Source organism: Aeromonas simiae, from assembly GCF_014892695.1.
GTDB lineage: Bacteria > Pseudomonadota > Gammaproteobacteria > Enterobacterales > Aeromonadaceae > Aeromonas > Aeromonas simiae.
Map to the genome: position 1 here is coordinate 932,969 of NZ_CP040449.1, position 17,855 is coordinate 950,823.

16 protein-coding genes are annotated in these 17,855 nt (G+C 65.4%); 7 read left to right on the plus strand and 9 right to left on the minus strand.

The features are described from left to right. Nucleotides 1-27: 27 nt before the first annotated feature. The 4 genes from FE240_RS04465 to FE240_RS04480 form a co-directional block, all read right to left on the minus strand. A complete protein-coding gene (locus FE240_RS04465; protein ID WP_193003533.1) occupies nucleotides 28-870 on the minus strand; it encodes a hypothetical protein in 843 nt (280 codons plus the stop codon). 15 nt (nucleotides 871-885) lie between these two features. Then, nucleotides 886-1,254, minus strand: a complete 369-nt coding sequence (locus FE240_RS04470) for a VOC family protein (protein WP_193003534.1) — start codon at nucleotides 1,252-1,254, stop codon at nucleotides 886-888. Between the two features lie 218 nt (nucleotides 1,255-1,472). Continuing rightward, the gene (locus FE240_RS04475; RefSeq protein WP_193003535.1) at nucleotides 1,473-3,425 is read right to left on the minus strand and encodes an LTA synthase family protein; all 1,953 of its coding nucleotides are present in this window, start codon (nucleotides 3,423-3,425) and stop codon (nucleotides 1,473-1,475) included. A 76-nt stretch (nucleotides 3,426-3,501) separates the two neighbouring features. Next, complete coding sequence (locus FE240_RS04480; RefSeq protein WP_193003536.1) at nucleotides 3,502-4,080, minus strand: lysozyme inhibitor LprI family protein; 579 nt, start codon at nucleotides 4,078-4,080, stop codon at nucleotides 3,502-3,504. Nucleotides 4,081-4,231: 151 nt separating this feature from the next. Here FE240_RS04480 and FE240_RS04485 point away from each other — a divergent pair, with 151 nt between their 5' ends. Further along, nucleotides 4,232-5,482 carry a mechanosensitive ion channel family protein gene (locus tag FE240_RS04485; protein WP_193003537.1) on the plus strand — a complete coding sequence of 417 codons (1,251 nt, stop codon included), beginning with the start codon at nucleotides 4,232-4,234 and terminating at the stop codon, nucleotides 5,480-5,482. 118 nt (nucleotides 5,483-5,600) lie between these two features. Here FE240_RS04485 and FE240_RS04490 read toward each other — a convergent pair whose 3' ends face one another. Genes FE240_RS04490 through FE240_RS04500 form a run of 3 tightly spaced genes read right to left on the minus strand, consistent with a single transcriptional unit; the run spans nucleotide 5,601 to nucleotide 8,826 of the window. Beyond that, entirely contained in the window at nucleotides 5,601-6,458 is an 858-nt protein-coding gene (locus FE240_RS04490) for a 23S rRNA (adenine(2030)-N(6))-methyltransferase RlmJ (RefSeq protein ID WP_193003538.1), read from the minus strand. A 48-nt stretch (nucleotides 6,459-6,506) separates the two neighbouring features. Further along, nucleotides 6,507-6,926 (minus strand): DUF2390 domain-containing protein, encoded by a 420-nt coding sequence (locus FE240_RS04495; protein WP_193003539.1) that lies wholly within the window; start codon nucleotides 6,924-6,926, stop codon nucleotides 6,507-6,509. Further along, nucleotides 6,913-8,826 (minus strand): ABC transporter ATP-binding protein, encoded by a 1,914-nt coding sequence (locus FE240_RS04500; protein ID WP_193003540.1) that lies wholly within the window; start codon nucleotides 8,824-8,826, stop codon nucleotides 6,913-6,915. Before FE240_RS04500 ends, FE240_RS04495 begins: the two co-directional genes overlap by 14 nt. 162 nt (nucleotides 8,827-8,988) lie before the next feature. On the opposite strand from FE240_RS04500, the gene FE240_RS04505 reads away from it, so the two are divergent. Further along, nucleotides 8,989-9,405: a CBS domain-containing protein gene (locus FE240_RS04505; protein WP_193003541.1), complete on the plus strand. Its 417-nt coding sequence runs from the start codon at nucleotides 8,989-8,991 to the stop codon at nucleotides 9,403-9,405. Here FE240_RS04505 and FE240_RS04510 read toward each other — a convergent pair. Beyond that, a complete protein-coding gene (locus FE240_RS04510) occupies nucleotides 9,380-9,853 on the minus strand; it encodes an NfeD family protein (protein WP_193003542.1) in 474 nt (157 codons plus the stop codon). The genes FE240_RS04505 and FE240_RS04510 overlap by 26 nt on opposite strands. Beyond that, nucleotides 9,850-10,779, minus strand: coding sequence for an SPFH domain-containing protein (locus FE240_RS04515; RefSeq protein ID WP_193004446.1), 930 nt, complete (start codon nucleotides 10,777-10,779; stop codon nucleotides 9,850-9,852). The genes FE240_RS04510 and FE240_RS04515 overlap by 4 nt, the downstream gene beginning before the upstream one ends. A gap of 277 nt (nucleotides 10,780-11,056) precedes the next feature. Here FE240_RS04515 and FE240_RS04520 point away from each other — a divergent pair, with 277 nt between their 5' ends. The 5 genes from FE240_RS04520 (at nucleotide 11,057) to FE240_RS04540 (ending at nucleotide 17,839) form a co-directional block, all read left to right on the plus strand. After that, complete coding sequence (locus tag FE240_RS04520; RefSeq protein WP_193003543.1) at nucleotides 11,057-13,675, plus strand: nitrate reductase; 2,619 nt, start codon at nucleotides 11,057-11,059, stop codon at nucleotides 13,673-13,675. Between the two features lie 122 nt (nucleotides 13,676-13,797). Further along, entirely contained in the window at nucleotides 13,798-14,376 is a 579-nt protein-coding gene (locus FE240_RS04525) for an ANTAR domain-containing response regulator (protein WP_193003544.1), read from the plus strand. Nucleotides 14,377-14,708: 332 nt separating this feature from the next. Then, nucleotides 14,709-16,052 (plus strand): CmpA/NrtA family ABC transporter substrate-binding protein, encoded by a 1,344-nt coding sequence (locus FE240_RS04530; protein ID WP_193003545.1) that lies wholly within the window; start codon nucleotides 14,709-14,711, stop codon nucleotides 16,050-16,052. A 14-nt stretch (nucleotides 16,053-16,066) separates the two neighbouring features. Continuing rightward, complete coding sequence (locus FE240_RS04535) at nucleotides 16,067-16,996, plus strand: ABC transporter permease (protein ID WP_226798981.1); 930 nt, start codon at nucleotides 16,067-16,069, stop codon at nucleotides 16,994-16,996. Between the two features lie 15 nt (nucleotides 16,997-17,011). After that, nucleotides 17,012-17,839 carry an ABC transporter ATP-binding protein gene (locus FE240_RS04540; RefSeq protein WP_042048283.1) on the plus strand — a complete coding sequence of 276 codons (828 nt, stop codon included), beginning with the start codon at nucleotides 17,012-17,014 and terminating at the stop codon, nucleotides 17,837-17,839. The last annotated feature ends 16 nt before the right edge of the window (nucleotides 17,840-17,855 follow it).

Sequence of the window (17,855 nt, forward strand, 5' to 3'; positions counted from 1 at the left end):
GATGTTGCCCGGCTTGGCCGGGCTTTTTTATGTGCGCGGCGCGGTGCCGGGTTGATGGCTGCCATAGAGGGCGGCGAGGTAACCGGGCTCATCACGTTCAAACTCGGCGATCACCTTTTCTATCGGGATGATCTGGCCCGGCTCAGCGTCCTGGGAAGCGTGGCCAGCAAAGAACAGGGCGCTGCGCCTTAGCCGCGCGGCATCGTGGTCAAAGAAGGGGGCTGCCTTGCTAAAGAAGTCGAGCACCGCGGCCGCGCTCGCCTTGTGCTTGACCTGGGCGATGAGGTACTCCCCTTGCGGATCGAGGCCGACAATATCGAAATCCTGCATGGTCTTGCCGGTGTGAAACAGCTTGCGGTGCAGCCGCTGCTGCTTGCGCAGCCACTCTTCACACAATAACTCGAGGTGCCAGGGGAGCAGCATGTCGAGCCCGATCGCTTCTCTTTCATCGCGGTAGAAGCGCAGCACAGCGCGCTCGCCCATATGCCAGCGGACGAAGGCAGCATGGGGTGGGGGCACCACGAAGGGCAGGAGAAATTCATGGCGGCTCACCTCCCTTACCTTGCGCAGTTGCACCACCTTGAGCTGGTTCCCCTGACACTCCTCAACCCCCTTGCTGCCTGGGCATGAGAGGCCGATCAGGATCTTATCGATGCCGGCGTAGGCGGCGACGATCAGGGTCTCTTGCGATGAGGCCCGGTTGATGTAGTCGATGGCGGTTTTGGCGCTACTGCTGTGGTAATGGGCGCGGTTGAACGGCTCTGCCGCCTCTTGGTAATGGACGGCAATCTTGTGTTCGGCGAACAGGCGCGGGTTGAGCGCGGCAAAGTCGCTGTGGTTCCAGTTGTGGCGAATGTAGAAAACGAGCATGGGATGGCGCTGGGCTCAGAGGTAGACCACCGCCTCGATGTTATTGCCATCGGGATCGAACAGGAAGGCGGCGTAGTAGTTGGGGGAGTAGTGCTTGCGCAGCCCCGGCTTGCCGTTACAGCGAAAGCCGGCCTGAATGCCGGCGCGATAGAAGGCATCGACCTCGCTCTGGTGGGCGGCGCGAAAGGCCAGATGGCAAGGGCCGCTGGGGGCCGCTTCGTCATGGGCGATGAGAAAGGCCACCTTATCGCCGTTCATCTTGCCAAAGCCGGCTTCCTGCTCGTTGGCCCACTTGGGCTCGATGCGCAGGGGGCGCAGCACGGTCTCATAGAAGTGGCGGCTTGCGCTAAAGTGGGCCGTCCTGATTTCGACATGATCAAACACAGCAAACTCCTTTTGCTGAAGAGTACGGGTCGGCGGCGCCGATCTTGGCTCATCGTTGTGTGGGAGATGACCGGCAAGGGATAGGCGTCGGATGGCTATCGTAAGCGCTCATCCCCGGTTTGACCAGCGCTTGCTGACAATGGATTCAGAAAGCAGACCAGAGCAGCAAAAGGGAGGCGACAGCCTCCCTTTTGTTGATGGGGTGCACTCAGCGCGACTCAGCCGGCCGGCTGAGTGGTGGCGGAGCCCCCCGCCGTCTGCGTGGCGCTGTCATTGCGCAGCAGGCTGGCTGGATCGACGCGGCCAAACTCCCGGGTCTGGCCCTGGAACAGCAGGCTCTGTTGATACCAGGTACTGGCCCAACTGAGATCGCGCAGCGCGCTGGCTTGCGCCGGGCAGGGCTGGGGAGTGGTCATGGCCAGATCCTGTTGCCAGTCGTAGCAGGTGAGCTGATCCGGATGTTGCAGAGGATACTCGATCACCGTCTTGCCGCTGACCCAGCCGAGGCTGCCGCTGGTGGCATAGCCGGCCCCTTGTGGCGGCTGGCTCAGCAAGGAGTGGCCGGCAAACCAAGGGGCGCGGCCGCCGAGGTACTCCATGATGGTCGGGGCGATATCCTGCTGGGCGCCGATCCCCGGCACGTGGCGGGCCGGCACCGAGCCGTCGGTGGCGTAGAGCAGGAACGGGATCCAGTAGCGCCCCAGATGGCCGGAGCGTTCACCGGCGGTGTGATCGGCGGTGATGACAAACAGGGTCGGCCCTATGTTGGCCTGCTCGAAGGCGCGGATGAAATCGCCCAACGCCTTATCGGCGTAGTGCAGCACGCTCAGTTGGCGCGCCTTGGCGTCCTCTTTGCCAAACACCCATGGCTCGCCCGGCGGCAGCTGATCGTCGTGGGTGGTGGTGTTGTTGATCATGTAGAAGAAGGGGGCGGTCTCGCGCTTGGCTTGCGCCACTACAAAGCGGTAGAGATCCGGATCTTGATAGCCCCAACTGTTCTTCTCGACCTGGGCTGGCGGCATCTCAAGTTTGCCGTAGGAGTGCTGGGTGCCGAGCTGCTGGGCGAACGAGCCGGTCTCCCCCTTGTGCATCCCCTGGAAGACGGCGGTGCTCCAGCCCGCCTGGCTCAGCAACTCGGGCAGACAGTGATACGGAAGGCTTTGCAGCGCCGTGTTGGGCACGCCGGCCTCGAGGGGATTTTGGTAGGAGCACAGGGCGCCGAAGAAGCCCTCGACGGTGCGCCGGCCGCCTGCGAGCAGGCCGTCGGTGCGCAGCCCCTTGGCGTGCAGAGCATCGAAGTTAGGGGTGACGGCGGGCTTGGTCGGGGCGGCCGGGTTGTAGCTGTGCATCACCTCGGCCGGCCAGCTCTCGAGCAGCATCAGCACCACGTTGACCTGGCGCGTCGGCGCCTGATAGGGCTCGGCGGCGCGCAGGCGTTGTGGCTCGAGCAGGGCGAGGGCCTTGTTGCTCGGTGCCGGCAGTTGGCGATAGAGGGGGTTGCTGGCCTGTCCTTTGCTGGAGGCGAGCAGGCCGCTTAGCATGGCATAGGCCGGATTTAGCGAGAGCAGCGCCTGCTGCGGGTTGCCGATGTCATAGGCGCGATCGGGCTTCATCGGTAGCTCGGTCAGGGAGCCGCGAATGCCCACCGCCGCCACCAGCAGGGCCAGCAGCAGCGGCAACTCGATGCGCAGCGGGCCCAGACGCCCTTGCAGCACGGCGCCGCGCCGGCAGAGCAGGGCAGTGGCGAGGCCGACGGCCAGCAGCCCCAGCATGGGCAGCGAGTACTGCTTGAGGGCGGTGTCAAACAGACCGGCAAACTCGCGGGTCAGCTCGCGAATTTCGTAGCCTACGTGGCGGCCCGAGTTGTCGAAATACATGAGATCGCCCAACTGCATGGCGGTCAGCAGCAGGGCCGGCGCCCACCACCAGAGCCAAGAGAGACGACGCTGGCGCAGCAGACGCACCGAGAGCCAGCAGAGCAGGGCGAACGGCGCCCACACCAGGCTGGCGGCCGCCAGATCGAAGCGAAAACCCCACACTATGGCCTCCAGCTGCTGGGCTGAACTTAAGGCCGCAAAGCTGGCGGGAGACCAGAGTAGGATCAGTGACTTGAGCAGCAGGGCAAGCAGCGCTAGCAGCGCCAGCCCGGCGAAAAGAAATCGCGCGAACATGGGGGAAAACCGTTAAGAGTGTGCAAAGGCACACATTTAACGGTTTTGCCGCCGTGATGGCAAGATGAACAACTGCCTATCCGGGCTGGCAGGTGAGTGAGGGCTTGCCATAGCGCTCTAGCGTGACGCGGCTTCCCTGCACCAGCAGGTGGGTGTTGCGCCCGGTATAGCGGGTGGCGTCCGCCTGGCGCTCGCCATACGCCAGCGTTTGTTGCATGTCGTCCCCCTCGGTGAGGTTGAGGACGGCAGCCGGCAGCTTGCCGCTCTGATAGAAGTAGACCTCAAGGCGCAGGGCCGCGCCGCATTGGTAGTAGGTCGGGGCAGGCACCTCAAGCTGCCCCCCCTTTATCTGCAACTCGGTGATGCGCATGCGGTAGCTCTGCTCGATGCAGGCGCGCACGTCGCTGCTCTTCCAGCACTCGTTGCGCCCCTTGATCCAGCCGCGTTGGATGGCTCTTTCTTGGCGCTGCTCCCGCTCGGGGAAGTGGGCGATCGCTTTCGGGTAGCGCTCGGCCAGCTCACGATCGAGCGCGGCCAATGAGGGATCGTGACAGATGAGCTGCTCGACCGTCCCCTCGGCCTTGGCGCAGTCGAAGGCGGGCGCGGCGTCCGCCAGCAGCGGCAGACCCAGCAGAAGCAGCATGAACAGGCGCATGATGTGTCTCTCCTCGTTATCTCCCCTTCACTAGAACACAACCCGCGCCACATCGCATCTTTGTTGGGACAGGATGCGTCACAGCCTGCCTCTCTATTCATGGGAGAGTCGGGTGGGAGTGGTATCCTAGCGGGCTCGAAGGAGGAAGTGCATGAAAGAGAAATTGTTTGCCTGGCTCGGTGGGCTCGGGCTGGAGGTCACCAACATGATGGCCCTGGCCATCGCCCTTGGTTTTATCGTGGTGACCTCGCTGCTGCTGCACCTGCTGCTGCACCGCATCCTGCTGGTGCGTCTGGTGGGGATGATTGAGCGCAAGCAGCAGGTGTGGCTGCCGGCCAACTTGCAGCAGCGTCTGTTTAACCGCCTGGCCTTTGTGCTGCAAGGGGTGGTGCTGCTCGGCCAGGCCGAGATCTGGCTGCCGCGTGGTTCGGAGAGCCTTGAGTTCATCGTGGTCACCACCCAGCTGTGGATCCTGCTGTTCCTGCTGCTGGCCCTGTTTGCCCTGCTCGACTGTGTGCTGTTTTTAAGCCGGCGCACCCAGTTCGGTCAGAGCCTGCCCCTGCGCGGTATCTTCCAGGGGGTCAAGCTGATGGGCAGCATACTGGTGGGCATCCTGATGCTCTCCCTGCTCATCGGCAAGTCGCCTCTGTTCCTGTTCAGCGGCCTGGGGGCCATGACCGCAGTCCTGATGTTGGTGTTCAAAGACCCCATTCTCGGACTGGTGGCGGGGATCCAGCTTTCGGCCAACCGCATGCTGAGCGTCGGTGACTGGCTACAGATGGACAAGTACGGCGCCGATGGCGAGGTGACCGACATCGGCCTCACCACGGTCAAGGTGTCGAACTGGGACAAGACCATCACCACCATCCCCACCTATGCGCTCATCTCCGATTCGTTCAAGAACTGGCAGGGGATGACCGAGTCGGGTGGGCGGCGTATCAAGCGCAGCGTCAACATCGACATGACCAGCGTGCGCTTCCTGACCCACGAAGAGATAGTGGCGCTCAAGCAGGCCAAGTTGCTGGCCCCCTACCTTAGCCGCAAGGAGCAGGAGCTGAGCGACTACAACCAGCGCTTGCAGGAGGCGATTGGCAACCCCATCAACGGGCGTCATCTGACCAACCTCGGCACCTTGCGCGCCTACCTTGAGGCCTACCTCAAGGCGAGCGACAAGATCCGCAACGACATGACCCTGATGGTGCGCCAGTTGTCGCCGACCCCGGACGGGGTGCCGCTTGAGATCTACTGCTTCACCGCCACCACCGCCTGGCTGGAGTATGAGGCGATCCAAGCTGACATCTTCGATCACCTGCTGGCGGTGATCGATCAGTTCCACCTGCGCCTGCACCAGTCGCCCACCGGTTACGACATGCGAAGCTGGAGCGGTGCGCCGCAGCCATAACCGTCTGCTAAGCAACAAGAGGGGGCCATCGGCCCCCTCTTTTATGGAATGCTCGACCCAGTGCCAAGCCCAGGGGCCAGAGAATCATGCATCAGGCCGCCCGAGGGCGGCCTGTCAGTTACTGCGCTTCGCGGCGGCTCAGCCACTCGACCCGGTACTGGGCGCCGGGGCCCTGGGCCAGCTTGGCGCACAGGGGCTTGAGGAAGGCCTCAATCTGCTTGTCTAACAGCCAAGGGGGGCTGACGATCACCATGCCCGAGCCGTTCATGCCCCAGTCCGGGGTCTGGCCGGCCACTTCCAGCTCGGCCACCAGCACGTCACCTAGGCCGGCCTTGGCGATGGCGCTGAGCATATCGCGCGACCGATCCGCCTCGCGCCCGAGGATGGGATACCAGATCGTATAGATGCCGGTGGCCCAACGCTTCTGCGCTTTTTTCAAGGTCTCGACCACCCGGAAGTAATCCTCTTTAAGCTCATAGGGCGGGTCAACCAGCACCAGACCGCGGCGCGGGGTGGGGGGCAGCAGGGCCACCAGCCCCTCGAAGCCGTCACGGTGATGCACAGTGACACGCTCATCCCCCTGCATGTTGCCGCGCAGGGACTCCACCTCGTTGTTGTGCAGCTCCATCAGCACCACCTTGTCCTGCGCTCGGGTCAGGCGGCGCGATAACTCGGGGGAGCCGGGGTAGTAGGTGAGCGTGCCATCGTCGTTCATGGCGCGCACGATAGCCAAATAGGGATCGATGCTGCTCCAGCGCGCCTGCTCGTCCCACAGCCGGCCAATACCGTCGGCAAATTCCGCCTTCTTCTGGGCCCACTCGCCGCGCAGATCATACAGACCGCCGCCGGCATGGGTGTCGAGAACGATGAAGGGTTTCTCTTTTTTCTTCAGGCTCTCGAGAATGAGGGCCTGTACGGCGTGCTTGAGGACATCGGCATGGTTGCCGGCGTGAAAGGCGTGGCGATAGCTCAGCATGATCTCTTATTTCCTGGCGCAGCGCGCCTTGGTGTTCGGGAAAGGGTCTTAATGACCCGGGTTGTTCTGTGCGTGGCGCAGTTGATAGTGCGCCAGTGCCTGCCCTGGCGCGACGTCACCGCTCTCGCTCAAGGCGGCGGCCGCCAAGAGACGTGCCTGCTGCTCGCGCTCAAGGTGCAGCTCGTGTTGCAGCAGGGCGTGGTAGTCCGACGCGGCCAGTTGCGGCTTGAGGCGTCGGCGCAGGGCGCGAAACTCCTGCAATAGCGCCTCAAGGGGGGCGATAGCCGTCTCTAGGGTGTGCAGTGGCGGGGCCCGGCGCCCCACTTCGTCGCACCAGGCGAGCAGCAGGGCGAGGTTGACGTTGCCCCCCTGCGCTTGCAGGGCGAGCCAGCGCTGCGGGTCCCGCTCGTAGCGCTCGGCCGCCCACGCCCAAAATGGGGCCGGAGTGGGCCAGTTACTCGGCGGCAAAGGCCTGCTCCATGGTCTCGAGCTCTTCACTGAGGCTCATCCATTCCAGCTCCACGGCCTCCAGTTGCTCTTTGAGCGGGCCCTGGGATTTGAGCAGCTCTGAGAGCCGGCCCTTGGCGCTCTCTTCGTAAATGGCCGGGTCGGCGAGCTGCGTTTCAATCTCGCCGAGCTTGCCTTGCAGCTGCTCCATGCTGGCCTCGAGCTTTTCGAGCTTCTGGCGCAGCGGCCGGGTCGCTTGCCGAAACTCCGCCTCGCGGCGCTTCTGATCTTTTCTGGCGACCGCCGAATTGGCCGAGAGCGGCGCATCGGCCGGCTTGGCGTTCGCTTCTTTTTCCTGCTCGCCGAGCCACTTGTGGTAGTCGTCGAGATCGCCGTCAAAGGCTTCGACCCGGCCTGCGTGCACCAGATAGAAGTCATCGGTGGTGGTGCGCAGCAGGTGCCGGTCGTGGGAGACCACCACCATGGCCCCCTCGAACCCTTGCAGCGCCAGGGTCAGGGCGTGGCGCATCTCCAGATCCAGGTGGTTGGTCGGTTCATCGAGCAGCAGCAGGTTGGGTTTTTGCCAAGTGATGAGCGCCAGCACCAGGCGCGCCTTCTCGCCGCCCGAGAAGGGGGCCACCTTGTCCAGCGCCTTGTCGCCGTGAAAGCCGAAGCTGCCGAGGTAGTTACGCAGCTCCTGTTCGGATTTGTCCGGGGCCAGGCGCGCCAAGTGAGCGAGCGGGGTGTCATCCGGGCGCAGGGTCTCGAGCTGGTGCTGGGCAAAATAACCGATGCTCACCCCGGCGCTCACCTCGAGCTTGCCCGACAGCGGCGGGTTGGAGCCGGCCAACATCTTGATGAAAGTCGATTTACCGGCCCCGTTGCGACCCAGCAGGCCGATGCGCGAGCCCGGCACAAGGTTGAGCTTGATCTTCTCGAGGATCACCTTGTCGCCGTACCCGGCGCTTAAATTCTCCATGGCGATGAGCGGGGTCGGCAGGGCCGAGGGCTCGCGAAACTCGAAGCTGAATTCGGAGTCGGCGTGGGCGGGCAGGATCTTCTCCATCCGCTCCATGGCTTTCAATCGGCTCTGGGCCTGGCGCGCCTTGGAGGCCTTGTAGCGAAAGCGATCCACATAGGCTTGCATGTGGGCCATCTCGCGCTGCTGCTTTTCAAACATCGACTGCTGCTGGGCCAGTTGCTCGGCGCGTTGCAGCTCGAAGTCGGAGTAGCCGCCGGTGTATTCGTTGAGCTTGCCGTTTTCGATGTGGATGATGCGCCCCACCACGGCATCGAGGAAGTCCCGGTCGTGGGAGATGAGGATCAGGGTGCCCTGATAGCTCTTTAGCCACTTCTCCAGCCAGATGACGGCATCGAGATCCAGGTGGTTGGTCGGCTCATCGAGCAGCAGCAGATCGGAGCGGCACAGCAGGGCCTGGGCCAGGTTGAGACGCATGCGCCAGCCACCGGAGAAGCTGCGCACCGGCGAGGCGAGTTGTTCGTCACCAAACCCAAGGCCGTGTAAGAGCTCGGCGGCGCGGGCACGGATGCTCCAAGCACCTATGGTGTCGAGCCGGCCGTGCAGCTCTGCCACCAGCATGCCGTCGTCGGCCGCCTCGGCGGTGCTGAGCCGGGCTTCGAGGGCGCGAAACTCCTTATCGCCGTCGATGACGTAATCGAGGGCGGAGCAGTCGAGCGCCGGGGTCTCCTGGGCCACGCCGGCAATTTGCCAGCCGGAGGGGAGCGTGCATGAGCCGCCGTCCAGGGTCAGCTCGCCGCGGATCAGGGCAAAGAAGGTGGACTTGCCACTGCCGTTCTTGCCCACCAGACCAACCTTGTGGCCGGGGTGGATGGTGGCGCTGGCGCCATCGAGCAGCTTGCGGCCGCCGCGGATCAGTTCGACTTCACTGGCAACGATCATGGAGATACCGGGGATTTGAAAAAGGGCGAAAAAAACGGGCCGATCTTACGTGAAATGGCCTCTGTTTGCACACCTGACCCACAATATGGGAGCGAGGCAATGGTTTGCCACCGGTAAACCTGCCATAACCCTCATATCGAGGCTCAAACGGGGAGTGTGCCTATGCACGTTGCGGATATCATGACCACCCGATTGGCGACCATCGCCATGGATGACCGGCTCGAGACCATCAAGGAGATCTTTGACCAGGCGCCGTTTCGTCACCTGCTGGTGGTTGAGGAGGGGGAGTTGGTCGGTGTGCTGACCGACACCGACCTGTTTCAGGCGTTAAGCCCCTATCTGGGCTCCCAGACCGAGCAACTGCGCGACGTTCAGACCCTGCACAAACGGGCCCACCAGGTCATGACTCGCCACCCCATCACGGTCTCGCCGCGCATGTCGCTGCAAGCGGCCGCCAGCCTGATGCTGGACAAGGGGGTCTCCTGCCTGCCTGTGCTCGACAACGGCGAGCTGGTGGGGATCGTGACCTGGAAGGATCTGCTGCGCGCCTGCATCAATCAGGGCTGCTTTCAGGGCTAAGCGGGATCACCTTGAGGCGGTGGGAGTCAGCGCCCACCACCTTGACGGTGCTGCCAGCCGGCAGCGGCTCGTCGCAGATGACGCTCCACACCGTATCGTCGAGGCGTACCCGGCTCTGCCCCTGCGCCACGGCATCGAGCAGGATCACCTCCCGCCCCATGTACCCTTGCAGCCTTTGGTTGAGCCCTGACGCCGCATCGTGCGGCGCCTGATCGCGCCTATGCTGCCAGCGCCACCACAGCCAGGTGGTGAGGGTGGCTTGCAGGGCAAACAATAGCCACTGCCCTTGCCAGCCAAAGGGGAAGAGCAGCAGCAGCAACCCCACCTCGAGGGCGGCGATGCCGGTCCACAGCAGCAGACCGACGCTGGTGCTCACCTCAATGACCAGCAGCAGGCAACCCAGCCCCAGCCAGTGCCAGTGGGAGAGGGTGGTCAGCCACTCGCTCATGTGTTTTTCCCATTACGGCCGATGCCATTGGCCAGCAATTCGCCGATGCCGCCGATGGCGCCGATCAACTGGCTGGCTTCAAGCGGCATCATCACCAGCTTGCTGTTGTCGCTCTCGCCGATGCGGGTGAGCGCCTCGGTGTATTTCTGAGCCACGAAGTAGTTGATGGCCTGCACATCCCCCTTGGCGATGGCTTGGGAGACCATCTCGGTGGCGCGGGCTTCGGCCTCGGCAGCCCGTTCGCGCGCTTCGGCGGCGAGGAAGGCGGCCTGACGCTCACCCTCGGCCTTGAGGATCTGGGACTGCTTCTCCCCCTCGGCCTTGAGGATCTTCGATTGGCGCACCCCCTCGGCTTCCAGGATTTCGGCGCGCTTTTGGCGTTCGGCCTTCATCTGGGCGTTCATCGCCTCGACCAGATCGTGCGGCGGCTGCACATCGCGGATCTCGATACGGGTCACCTTGACCCCCCAGGGGGCGGTGGCGGCATCCATGGTGCGCAGCAACTTCTCGTTGATGGTGTCGCGCTGGGAGAGCATCTCGTCGAGCTCCATGGCGCCGAGCACGGTACGGATGTTGGTCATGGTCAGGTTGCGGATGGCACTCATCAGGTCGTTCACCTCATAGGCGGCGCGGTGCGCCTCGACCACTTGGACGAAGCTGATGGCGTCGATGGTGACGTTGGCGTTATCGCGGGAGATCACCTCTTGGGAGGGGATGTCGAGCACCTGCTCCATCACGCTGATCTTGTGGCCTATCCGATCGATGAAGGGCACCAGCAGGTTGAGGCCGGGGGAGAGGGTGCGGGTATAACGGCCGAAGCGCTCCACGGTCCAGCTGTAGCCTTGCGGCACTATCTTGATGCCGGCGCTCAGGGTGACGATCACCATCACGACAAAAATGGCCAACACGATCAGGGGTTCATTCATCATCTTGCTCCTTTTGATGGATTATCAGCAGCTTATACCCCATAAGGGGAAAGGGCCAGCCATCAGACTGCACCAAATAGGGCTAATTGCACCAAATTGGCCCAAGAACTGTGCAGGATCGCCGCCTTTTCCTACCTATTCACCCTAAATCAGAATTGGCGCACAACTTGCTGTGTCATGGCTGTCCATCATTAGACTACAAATTGGAAGCGTATCGACACTGGCGTCTGCCCCGCAGGGGGCGGGCGCCTTTTTATTGGTCTCGGAGGAGCAAGCCATGCGGAGTGTATGCGCCTATTGCGGCGTCGGCTGCGGCGTCAGGGTGGAGCAGGAGGCCGGCCAGTGGCGGCTGGCAGGGGATGAGGCCCATCCGGCCAACCGGGGGGCGTTGTGCATCAAGGGCAGCAGCCTGATCGAGAGTCTCGCCTTTCCCGAGCGGCTGCTCTACCCGCGCTGGCAGGGGGAGCGGCTCACCTGGGAGGGGGCGCTCGATCGGCTGGCCGGCGAGCTGGCGCGCATCATAGGGGAGTCGGGGCCACAGAGCGTGGCGCTCTACCTCTCGGGCCAGCTCACCACGGAGGATTACTACGTCGCCAACAAATTGATGAAGGGCTTTATCGGCTCGCCCCACGTCGACACCAACTCGCGGCTGTGCATGTCGTCGGCCGTGGTGGCGCACCAGCGCGCCTTTGGCGAGGATCTGGTGCCCGCCTGCTACGAGGATCTCGAGCTGGCCGATCTGGTGGTGCTGACCGGCGCCAACACTGCTTGGACCCATCCCGTGCTGTTTCGCCGCCTGCAACAGGCGCGTGAGCGGCGCCCCGGGATGAAGCTGGTGGTGATCGACCCGCGCCAGACCATGACGGCGAGCCAGGGAGATCTGCACCTGCCGCTGCGCCCCGGCAGCGATGTGGCGCTGTGGAACGGCCTGTGCCGCTACCTGCTCGAGCAGGGGCTGTGGGACAAAGCCTATGTGGCGCGCCACGTGGCCGAGTTTGACGGGCTGGCCGCCGAACTTGACCGCCCCTGCTGGCACCCCGAGGCGGTGGCCGCCGCCTGCGATCTGCCGCTTTGCGATCTGCTCGGCTTCTACCGCCTGTTTGGCGCCAACCCGCGCACCGTGACCCTGTTTTGTCAGGGGATCAACCAGTCCGAACGCGGGGTGGATCAGGCCGGCTGCATCATCAACGCCCACCTGCTGACCGGGCGCATCGGCAAGCCAGGGGCGGCCCCCTTCTCCATGACCGGCCAGCCCAACGCCATGGGGGGGCGCGAGGTGGGGGGGCTTGCGACCCAGCTCGCCGCCCACATGGGCTTTGACGAGGAGAGCCGCGATCGCCTCGCTCGCTTCTGGGGGGCGCCACGGCTGGTGAGCGGCCCCGGCCACAAGGCGGTGGCCCTGTTTGAGGCGCTGCACAAGGGGGAGATCCGCGCCCTCTGGGTGCTCGGCACCAACCCCGCCGTCTCCTTGCCCGACTCGCTGCGGGTGCGCGAGGCGCTGGCCCGCTGCGAGCTGCTGGTGGTCTCCGATGTGACCGCCGACACCGACACCGCCCGGCTGGCCCACCTGCTGCTGCCAGCCGCCGCCTGGGGCGAGAAGGGGGGCACGGTCACCAACTCGGAGCGCACCATCAGTCGCCAGCGCGCCTTTCTGCCGCCGCCCGGCGAGGCGCGTCCCGACTGGTGGGCGCTGACCCAGCTGGCGCGCCGGCTGGGCTTTGCCGAGGCGTTCCCCTATGAGCACGAGCAGCAGATCTTCTGCGAGCATGCCGCCCTCTCGGGCTTTGAGAACGACGGGGCGCGCCAGTTCGATATCTCGGCACTGGCCCACCTGAGCCGCGAGCAGTATGAGGCGCTCACCCCCCTTCGCTGGCCGGTCAACGCCGCACACCCCGACGGCTGCGATCGGCTGTTTGCCGATGGCCGCTTCGCCACGGCCGATGGTCGGGCCCGGCTGGTGGTGGCGGCGCCGCCCGCGGCGCCGTTGCAGGTCGCGCCCGGTGAGGGGTTGCCACTGCTGCTCAACTCGGGGCGGCTGCGCGATCAGTGGCACACCATGACCCGCACCGGCCACGTGGCCCGGCTGCAAGAGTCCGAGCCCTGGCCCACCCTGCGGCTGGGGCCGGCCAGCCTGCTGGCGCTGGGGGCCGAGCCAGGTGCCCTGCTGCACCTGCGCAGTGCCCAGGGGGAGGCCCACGCCCTGGCGGCCCGTGACGAGGGGCTGCGCGAGGGGGAGGCCTTCTTGCCGATGCACTGGAGCGAGAGCTACGCCGCGGGCAGCGGGGTCAACCGCCTGCTGGCGCCTAGGGTCGATCCCCTCTCGGGCCAGCCCGCCTTCAAGCAAGAGGCGGTGCGGGTGAGCCTGCGCCCCCTGCGCTGGCAGGGGCTCTGGCTCGGGCCGCAGGCGTGGGGAGTGCCGGTCGACTGGTGGGCGCGGCGTCCCCTGGTGGGGGCCGTCGGCGGTGGGGTGTGCCAGTGGTTGGCGAGCTGGAGCGAAGGCGATGACGCCTGCTGGGCTCGGCTGAGCGCCGGGGGCAACTGGCTGCGGCTGCCCCAGGCCAAGGGATGGCTCGCCATCGAGCTGGCCCAGGGACGGATCGCCAGCCTGCTGCTGGTGACGCCCGATCCCATGAAGGTGCGTAGCGACAGCCTGGCCAGCCTGCTCGGCGCCCCGCTACAGGCCGATGCCCTTATCGCCACCTTGGATCAGGCGCTGGCCGGTGCCAGCCGGCTGGTTTGCTCCTGCCTGCGGGTGAGCGAGCGGCAGATCCTCGATGCCATCGCACAGCAGGGGATCGGCGAGGTGGCCGGCCTGCAAGCCCTGCTCGGCTGCGGCAGCAACTGCGGCACCTGCCTGCCCGAGGTGGCGCGCCTGCTGGCTTGCCAGCAGGGGTGAGTCAGGCGCTGCCATCCGGCTCTCCCCCTCTACCCCCTGATAGATAAAAAGGGGGTAGATTCAATAAGTTGGTCTCCATGTTGCGTGACGAGCCATCAGCAATGTCACTCACGGAAGAGACCATGACTCCTAGCACAATGCAGAGCGGCGCAAGCCGCTCCCTGCTGCTTGTCCACGCCGACGATCCGGTGCAGGCCAACCGCCTCGCCGCCCTCTGTAGCCACTACGGCCACCGCGCCCGCATCCTCGATCGCCATGCCCTGCTGCGCGAAGAGGCGGCCGACGGCCTGCTGGTGAGCTGCCGCCGCTACAGCGCCGACATCCGCCTTGCCCTGACCGGTCGCCCGGCGTTGGCGCGGGTGCTGTTTTGTAGCCGACTCGGGGCCGCCGAGCAGGAGGCGCTGCTAGCCAGCGGGGTCTGGCTGGTGCCGCACGGCTGTGGCGAGCAGGAGCGTATCGAATCCTGGCTGACCCTAGCGCGTCAGCTGCAACAGATGCTGGCCGAGGGGGCCCAGCGCGAGCAGGCGCTGGAACAAAAGCTCGAGGAGCGGCGGCTGGTGGAGCAGGCCAAGGGGCAGTTGATGCGCCAGCACGGGCTCGACGAGGAGGCGGCCTACCGCCTGCTGCGCCGAACCGCCATGGATCAGGGCAAGAGCCTGGCCACCCTAGCGCGCCAACTGTTGCTGGTGATGGGGCGCTGACCAAACTGGTGCAGGGGTGACCCGAATTGGCGCAGTTGGCCCCGCGCCTCAGCGGAAAATGGGCGAGGGGGCCCACAGTGGCGCGCCAGATAGCAGGGTGAGCCCACAAATCTGACGCCACAGGAACAAGCTGGCACGCAATGTGAATAAGCCATAGAGCAAGACAAGGCTGCCAGCCCTTCGGGGAGCACCTTCACACAACCGCCGCCTGAGCGCATCAGGCTCAGGGCAACGTCGCCCCACCGATCCCGCATCGGTGGGGCGTTTTTTTTGGCTCCATCGCCGGCAACGGCGTCAGCGGTGGCGCCGCCGTCACACAGGGAGGACGCGTGATGCGCATGAGAATATGGGGGGCACTGTGCTGTGCCCTGCTGCTGGGCACATCGGCTCACGCCGAGTTGGGGCCGCCGGAGAAAGAGGCGCTGCGCCTTGGCTTTATCAAGCTGGCCGACATGGCGCCGCTGGCGGTGGCCTACGAGAAGGGGTTCTTCGAGGATGAGGGGCTCTACGTCACTCTGGAGCCGCAGGCGAACTGGAAGGTGCTGCTCGATCGGGTGATCGGCGGCGAGCTGGATGGCGCCCAGATGCTGGCCGGCCAGCCGCTGGCGGCCCACGTGGGCATCGGCACTCAGGCCGAGCTGGTCACCGCGCTCTCTCTCGATCGCAACGGCAACGCCATCACGGTGGCAAACGCAGTCTGGCAGCAGATGCAGCCGGCGCTGGCCGGCCAGACAGGCGCGGTGAGCGCGGCGGCCCTCAAGCCGGTGGTGGCGCAGTACCGCAGCCAAGGCAAGCCGTTCAACATGGGCATGGTGTTTCCGGTCTCCCCCCACAACTACGAGCTGCGCTATTGGCTGGCGGCTGGCGGCCTGCATCCGGGCTTCTACGCCCCGGCGCGCGGCGACAACGCGGGCCAGATCCAGGCCGACGTGCTGCTCTCGGTCACGCCGCCGCCGCAGATGCCGGCCACCCTGGAGGCGGGCACCATCATGGGTTATAGCGTCGGCGAGCCGTGGAACCAGCAGGCGTTGGCCAAGGGGCTGGGGGTGCCGGTCATCACCGATGCCGAGATCTGGCACTCCAACCCGGAGAAGGTGCTGGGGGTGACCCGGACGTTCGCCGAGCGCTACCCCAACACCCATGTACGGCTGATCAAGGCGCTGCTGCGCGCCGCCCGCTGGCTCGACGAGGGGGAGAACCGCAACCGGGCCGAGGCGGCCAAGCTGCTGGCCCGCCCCGACTACGTGGGGGCCGACGAGCAGGTGCTGCGCGCCTCCATGACCGGCACCTTCCGCTACGGCAAGGGCGACGAGCGCCCGGCCCCCGACTTCACCCTCTTTTTCCGCCATCAGGCGAGCTACCCCTACTACTCGGACGCGGTCTGGCTGCTGACCCAGATGCGCCGCTGGGGCCAGATCCCGACTGGCCAGAGCGACGCCTGGTATGACGAGGTGGCCCGCGCCGTCTACCGCCCCGATGTCTACCGTCAGGCCGCCGAGGCGCTGGTGGCCGAGGGCAAGTTCAACGCCGACGAGTTTGTCGACTTTGCCAACGAGAGCGGCTATCGGGCGCCGGATGCGGGCTTCATCGACGGCCACCGCTTCGATGGCCGCCGCCCCAATGACTACCTCAGCCAGTTCCCCATCGGCCTCAAGGGCGATGAGCGGGTGCAATGAACAAGGAGCGCAACATGACCCTCAACTTCTGCAAAGGCCTGCTCTGGCCCCTATTGGGCGGCGCCCTGTTCCTGCTGCTGTGGCAGTGGGGGGCGGGCCAGGTCAGCACCTCGCTCGGCGCCCTGCCCGGCCCGCTCGCCACCCTGAGCCAGGCCGGCCAGCTTGGCGAGGAGTTTTTGGCCGAGCGCGAGCGCGAGCAGGCCTTCATGGCGCGCCAGGCCAAGCGCAACGCCGAGCGGCTGGCCGCCGATCCGGCTGCCACGGTGCGTCTGGTGCCCTACACAGGGCGCCCCACCTTCGTTAGCCAAGTGCTCACCAGCCTGCGTACCGTGCTGCTCGGCTTTGGTCTGGCGACCCTGATCGCGGTGCCGCTCGGCATCCTGCTGGGCATGAACCCGCGCCTCTATCAGGCGGTCAACCCGCTGGTACAGGTGCTCAAACCCATCTCGCCGCTCGCCTGGCTGCCGCTCATCACCTTGGTGGTGAGTGCCCTCTACGCCAGTGGCGATCCGGCCTTCTCCAAGTCGTTTCTCATCTCGGCGGCGACCGTGGCCCTGTGCTCGCTCTGGCCGACCTTGATCAACACGGCGGTGGGGGTGAGCGGGATCGATCCAGATCTGGGCAACGTCAGCCGGGTGCTGCGCCTCTCCTGGCCGACCCATGTGCGCCGCATCGTGCTGCCGGGGGCGTTGCCGATGATCTTCACCGGCCTGCGCCTCTCCCTAGGGGTGGCCTGGATGGTGCTGATCGCGGCCGAGATGCTGGCCCAGAACCCAGGGCTCGGCAAGTTCGTGTGGGACGAGTTTCAAAGCGGCGGCGCCAGCTCGTTGGCCCGCATCATGGTGGCGGTGCTGACCATCGGCCTCATCGGCTGTGGTCTTGACCGCCTGATGCTGGCGTTGCAGCAGCGCTGGTCGTGGGACAAGCGTGCGGCGCTGCGCTGAATCAGGAGGCGATGGATGAACACATTTTTGCAGATGAGCGATCTGGGGGTGGGCTTTGCCACTGAGCGCGGCTACTTCGAGGCGCTGACCCAGGTCAACCTGCGCATCGAGCGCGGCGAGTTTATCTCCCTCATCGGCCACTCCGGCTGTGGCAAGAGCACCTTGCTCAACCTGGTGGCGGGGCTGTGCGATCCGACCCGTGGCGGCGTCATTCTGGAGGGGCGCGAGGTGCGCGGCCCCGGCCCGGAGCGGGCCATGGTGTTCCAGCATCACGCCCTGCTGCCCTGGCTCTCGGTGTTCGAGAACGTGGCGCTGGCGGTGCGCCAGGTGGAGTCCGGCCGCGCCAGGGTCAGCGAGCGGGTGATGGAGTTTCTCACCCTAGTGCAGATGGATCACGCGGCCCACAAGATGCCCCACGAGATCTCAGGGGGGATGAAGCAACGGGTCGGCATAGCGCGGGCCCTCTCGCTCAGCCCCAAGGTGCTGCTGATGGATGAGCCGTTCGGGGCGCTCGACGCCCTGACCCGCGCCCACCTGCAAGACGCCCTGATGGCGATTCAGGCCCGCCTTGGCACCACCGTCATCATGGTGACCCACGACGTGGACGAGGCGGTGCTGCTGTCGGATCGCATCGTCATGCTCAGCAACGGCCCGAGCGCCACCATCGGCGAGGTGCTGGCGGTGCCGCTGGCGCGGCCACGGGATCGGGTGGCGCTGGCCGACGATCACCATTACCACAGGCTGCGCCAGCAGGTGCTGCGCTTTTTGTACGAGAAACAGCGCAAGGTGACCCCGCTCAAGGGGGAAGAGAACAAGACGCAGACCGGCAAGTTGCGGGCCTGAGCAAGCGAGGAGAACA

Excerpts from the sequence above, each read along its gene's own strand:
- FE240_RS04465 (WP_193003533.1), bottom strand. The coding sequence starts at position 870 with ATGCTCGTTTTCTACATTCGCCACAACTGGAACCACAGCGACTTTGCC.
- FE240_RS04475 (WP_193003535.1), bottom strand. The coding sequence starts at position 3,425 with ATGTTCGCGCGATTTCTTTTCGCCGGGCTGGCGCTGCTAGCGCTGCTT.
- FE240_RS04480 (WP_193003536.1), bottom strand. The coding sequence starts at position 4,080 with ATGCGCCTGTTCATGCTGCTTCTGCTGGGTCTGCCGCTGCTGGCGGAC.
- FE240_RS04485 (WP_193003537.1), top strand. The coding sequence starts at position 4,232 with ATGAAAGAGAAATTGTTTGCCTGGCTCGGTGGGCTCGGGCTGGAGGTC.
- FE240_RS04490 (WP_193003538.1), bottom strand. The coding sequence starts at position 6,458 with ATGCTGAGCTATCGCCACGCCTTTCACGCCGGCAACCATGCCGATGTC.
- FE240_RS04500 (WP_193003540.1), bottom strand. The coding sequence starts at position 8,826 with ATGATCGTTGCCAGTGAAGTCGAACTGATCCGCGGCGGCCGCAAGCTG.
- FE240_RS04505 (WP_193003541.1), top strand. The coding sequence starts at position 8,989 with ATGCACGTTGCGGATATCATGACCACCCGATTGGCGACCATCGCCATG.
- FE240_RS04510 (WP_193003542.1), bottom strand. The coding sequence starts at position 9,853 with ATGAGCGAGTGGCTGACCACCCTCTCCCACTGGCACTGGCTGGGGCTG.
- FE240_RS04515 (WP_193004446.1), bottom strand. The coding sequence starts at position 10,779 with ATGAATGAACCCCTGATCGTGTTGGCCATTTTTGTCGTGATGGTGATC.
- FE240_RS04520 (WP_193003543.1), top strand. The coding sequence starts at position 11,057 with ATGCGGAGTGTATGCGCCTATTGCGGCGTCGGCTGCGGCGTCAGGGTG.
- FE240_RS04525 (WP_193003544.1), top strand. The coding sequence starts at position 13,798 with ATGACTCCTAGCACAATGCAGAGCGGCGCAAGCCGCTCCCTGCTGCTT.
- FE240_RS04530 (WP_193003545.1), top strand. The coding sequence starts at position 14,709 with ATGCGCATGAGAATATGGGGGGCACTGTGCTGTGCCCTGCTGCTGGGC.
- FE240_RS04535 (WP_226798981.1), top strand. The coding sequence starts at position 16,067 with ATGACCCTCAACTTCTGCAAAGGCCTGCTCTGGCCCCTATTGGGCGGC.
- FE240_RS04540 (WP_042048283.1), top strand. The coding sequence starts at position 17,012 with ATGAACACATTTTTGCAGATGAGCGATCTGGGGGTGGGCTTTGCCACT.